The organism is Bifidobacterium sp. POST2/T3 (B1) (assembly GCF_058197115.1).
On the sequence record NZ_JBVPQK010000290.1, the window covers coordinates 1 to 3,347 of the forward strand.

The window sequence follows — 3,347 nt, forward strand, 5'->3', positions numbered from 1 at the left end:
ACCAGTGCAAGAATGATGTCGCACAGCTGGGCGGCGACACCATCGCCAAGCTGGCCAAGCAGGTCTTCAACATCTGAAGCATCAGAAGCTGAGATATCAGATTCCATAAGGGCGGGCCATTATCCGGTTCCGCCCTCTTTTCATGCCCGGGCCCGGGCCTCCTGTTCGATCTGGGCCAGGCTCTTGCCTCGGGTCTCGGGCACCATGACCCAGGCGAAAACCAAGGCGCACACATTGATCAGGGCGAAGAGCAGGTAGGTGCCGGTGCCGCCCAGCCGGGCCAGCAGGGTGGGGAAGACCAGGGAGAGTCCGAAGTTGGTCAGGTTCATGGCCACGTTGGCGTAGCCCATGCCGCGGCTCTTGACCTGCTGAGGGAAGATCTCGGACAGGAGCAGCCAAGTGACCGGGGCCACCAGGCCCTGGACGAAGACCACGTAGATCATCATCATACCGATCATGATCCAAGCGGCCGTGCGTGACCCGCTACCGGGGGCGCCAACGAACCGGTAGCAGACCCCGATGGCGGCCAGAAAGACGATGGTTCCTGCAAGTCCCACGGCCAGAATGACGCGGCGGTCGAAACGGTCGATCAGTCCCAGCCCTCCGATGGTGGCCGCTATGGCGGAGACCAGGATGACGGGCACGGTGGCGACCATGGACAGTGAGGGGGCGAAGCCCAGGGTGTCGGTGAAGATGGTCGGCGCGTAGTAGTTGACGATGTTCAGCCCGGTCAGCTGGTTGATCATGGCCACGCCGATGCCCACGATCAGCACCCGTCGGAGCCAGGGGGCCTTGAAGCCGGCGGTCTTCGCGCTCGCCGGCTGTGACAGCTCCTGCATGGTCATCCGGGCCTCTGCCTGGTCGCGCGTGGACTCCAGGAAGGCCGCAGCCCGTTCCTGTTGGCCACGGCGGATCAGGTGGGCCGGGCTGTCATGCAGGAAGCAGGCCAGCAGGGCCAGCAGGATGGTGGGCGGCACTAGGGCCCAGAGCATGGTCCGCCAGTCGGCGCCCATCCGGTCCAGGATGGCGTTGACACTGACCGCCAGCAGCTGCCAGACCACGATCATGACCGAGTTGACCGAAACCACCCGTCCGCGTTCCTCCGTGCCGACCATATCGGCCAGGTAGATGGGTACGATGGTGGAGGTCATGCCGATTCCAGCCCCGATGATCAATCTTCCCAGACCAAGCAGGGCCAGGCTGGGGGCCAGGGCGCTCAGCAGGGCTCCGGGGATGGCCAGCAGGGCGCCGGCCAGGATGATGTGCTTGGGGCCGAATCGGTCGTTGAACTTGCCTGCCAGGTAGGATCCCAGTGCGGCGCCTATCAGCAGGGCTGAGGTGACCGTCCCCTGTTCGCCGGCCGTCAGATGTCCACCCGAGCCAGACCCTAGGTTCATCCCGACCAGCACTCCGGAAATGACAGTCAGGGTATAGCCGTAGAGGCCACCGGCCAGTACACCCAGGGCGGTCATCAGTTGCAGATTGCGCTGCCGTCCTTGAATCGCGGTCATGAGTTCCCCCTTTCGCCAGATCATCCGGGCAGAATCAGAGTAATCATAGGCACCTGGGGGAGTGGCCCGGCGATCCGGCTCGCCATGGTGAACCAGAGAATCGCCCGAAAAACCAGCTTCTGGATTCGCTATACAGGCCTTAGTTGCCGGCTACATGAACATTTGAGGATATTGTCCACGACTTGCGCCTGTCATGGGCAGCGAAACTGCTCAATTTCGCATATGATAAACAAGCATCCATCACAAGGACATCGTGGATGCATACGGCCATGGTTTCATACAGCCTGGCAATGAAAGGAAATATTGTATGCGCAAGCTGATTCTCGATCTGGACACTGGTGTCGACGACACTCTAGCCATCTCTTATGCCTTAGGCAGCCCCGAAGTTGAGCTGATCGGCATAACGGGCACCTACGGCAACGTGCTGCTGGAGCAGGGCATCCGCAACGATCTTGCTATCACCGACCTGCTGGGCCACCCCGAGGTCAAAGTCTATCCGGGTCTGCCTCACGCCTCCAAGGCGGACTCCTTCGAGGTGCTGCCTGTCTCCGCCTTCATCCACGGAGAGAACGGCATCGGCGACGTGGCCATCCCAGACTCTGACCGTAAGGCGGAGGCGCAGTCGGCCGTGGACTTCATCATCGATGTGGTCAATACCTACGGCAAGGATCTGGTCTATGTGCCCACCGGCCCCATGACCAACATCGCTGCTGCCCTGGCCAAGGAACCTGATATCGCCCAGCGCATCGGCTCCATCGTGCTTATGGGCGGGGCCTTGACCGTGCCGGGCAATGTTGATGCCTGGCAGGAGGCCAATATCTCCCAGGATCCGGACGCGGCCGACGTGCTCTTCCGCTCCGGTGCGCCCGTGACCATGGTCGGCCTGGACGTGACGCTACAGACCCTGCTCACTTACAAGGAGACCGTCCGCTGGCGGCAGCTGGGCACTGCGGCGGGCACCTTCCTGGCGGACATGACCGACTTCTACATCAAGGCCTACGAGACCACCTCGCCCCACCTGGGTGGCTGCGGCCTGCACGATCCGCTGGCCGTGGGCGTGGCCGTGGATCCGACCCTGGTGACCACCCTGCCCATGAACATGAAGGTGGAAACCGAGGGCGCCACTCGCGGGCGCACCATCGGGGACGAGCAGCGGCTCAACGACCCGAACAAGACCATGCGCGTGGCCGTCGGTGTGGACGTGCCCCGCTTCCTGGACGAGTTCATGACCCGCATCACCGGGCTGGCCTCCCAGGCTGACTGAGGTCCGCCGTCCCCGGCAAGTTCACGCAAGAGAAAGAGAATTGAAGGCATCATGTCCGAAAAGCAATCCACCGAGGATTCGACAGCCGTACGATCGCTGATCCTGCTGCTGATCACCTTCGTCCTGGGCACCTTGTGCCTGCAGGGCTTCAACCTGGTCTTCCAGCAGGTCGGCAAGGACGCCGGTGCTCCCGACCAGGCCTCGCTGATCACGGCTCTGCCCAGCATCGTCCTGGGCATCGTCTGCTTCATCTACGGGTCCCTGGGCGACTTCGTATCCCTGCGCAAGCTGGTCACCTTCGGTCTGTGCATACTGTTCGTCGGGTCCGTGTATGGGTACGTGGCCAATACGATCATGGCCCCCAACATCTGGAATGTGATTGCGGCCCGGCTGCTGCAGACCGCCGGCGAACAGGTGGCTGGCTCGGCCTACCTGGTCGTGGCCACCAAGTACCTCAAGCCCTCCCTGAAGGTGATCTTCTTCGGCATCTTCACAGCAGGCTACCAGGTGTCTGCAGCCATCGGCATCTTCGCCGCCGGTCTGCTCAGCTCCATAGCCTGGCAGTACCTCTT

At 62.4% G+C, this 3,347-nt stretch carries 3 protein-coding genes; 2 read left to right on the forward strand and 1 reads right to left on the reverse strand.

Translation table 11 applies throughout. The annotated features are described in order from the left end of the window. Positions 1–140: 140 nt before the first annotated feature. The gene (locus tag AC0AP0_RS10650; protein ID WP_490430440.1) at positions 141–1,511 is read right to left on the reverse strand and encodes a sugar porter family MFS transporter; all 1,371 of its coding nucleotides are present in this window, start codon (positions 1,509–1,511) and stop codon (positions 141–143) included. Between the two features lie 307 nt (positions 1,512–1,818). On the opposite strand from AC0AP0_RS10650, the gene AC0AP0_RS10655 reads away from it, so the two are divergent. Beyond that, positions 1,819–2,775 (forward strand): nucleoside hydrolase, encoded by a 957-nt coding sequence (locus AC0AP0_RS10655; protein ID WP_490430441.1) that lies wholly within the window; start codon positions 1,819–1,821, stop codon positions 2,773–2,775. Between the two features lie 51 nt (positions 2,776–2,826). Further along, the coding region (locus tag AC0AP0_RS10660) for an MFS transporter (protein WP_490430442.1) at positions 2,827–3,347 on the forward strand (521 nt) is incomplete at its 3' end.

Coding starts and splice junctions, on each gene's coding strand:
- AC0AP0_RS10650 (WP_490430440.1), bottom strand. CDS start 1,511: ATGACCGCGATTCAAGGACGGCAGCGCAATCTGCAACTGATGACCGCC.
- AC0AP0_RS10655 (WP_490430441.1), top strand. CDS start 1,819: ATGCGCAAGCTGATTCTCGATCTGGACACTGGTGTCGACGACACTCTA.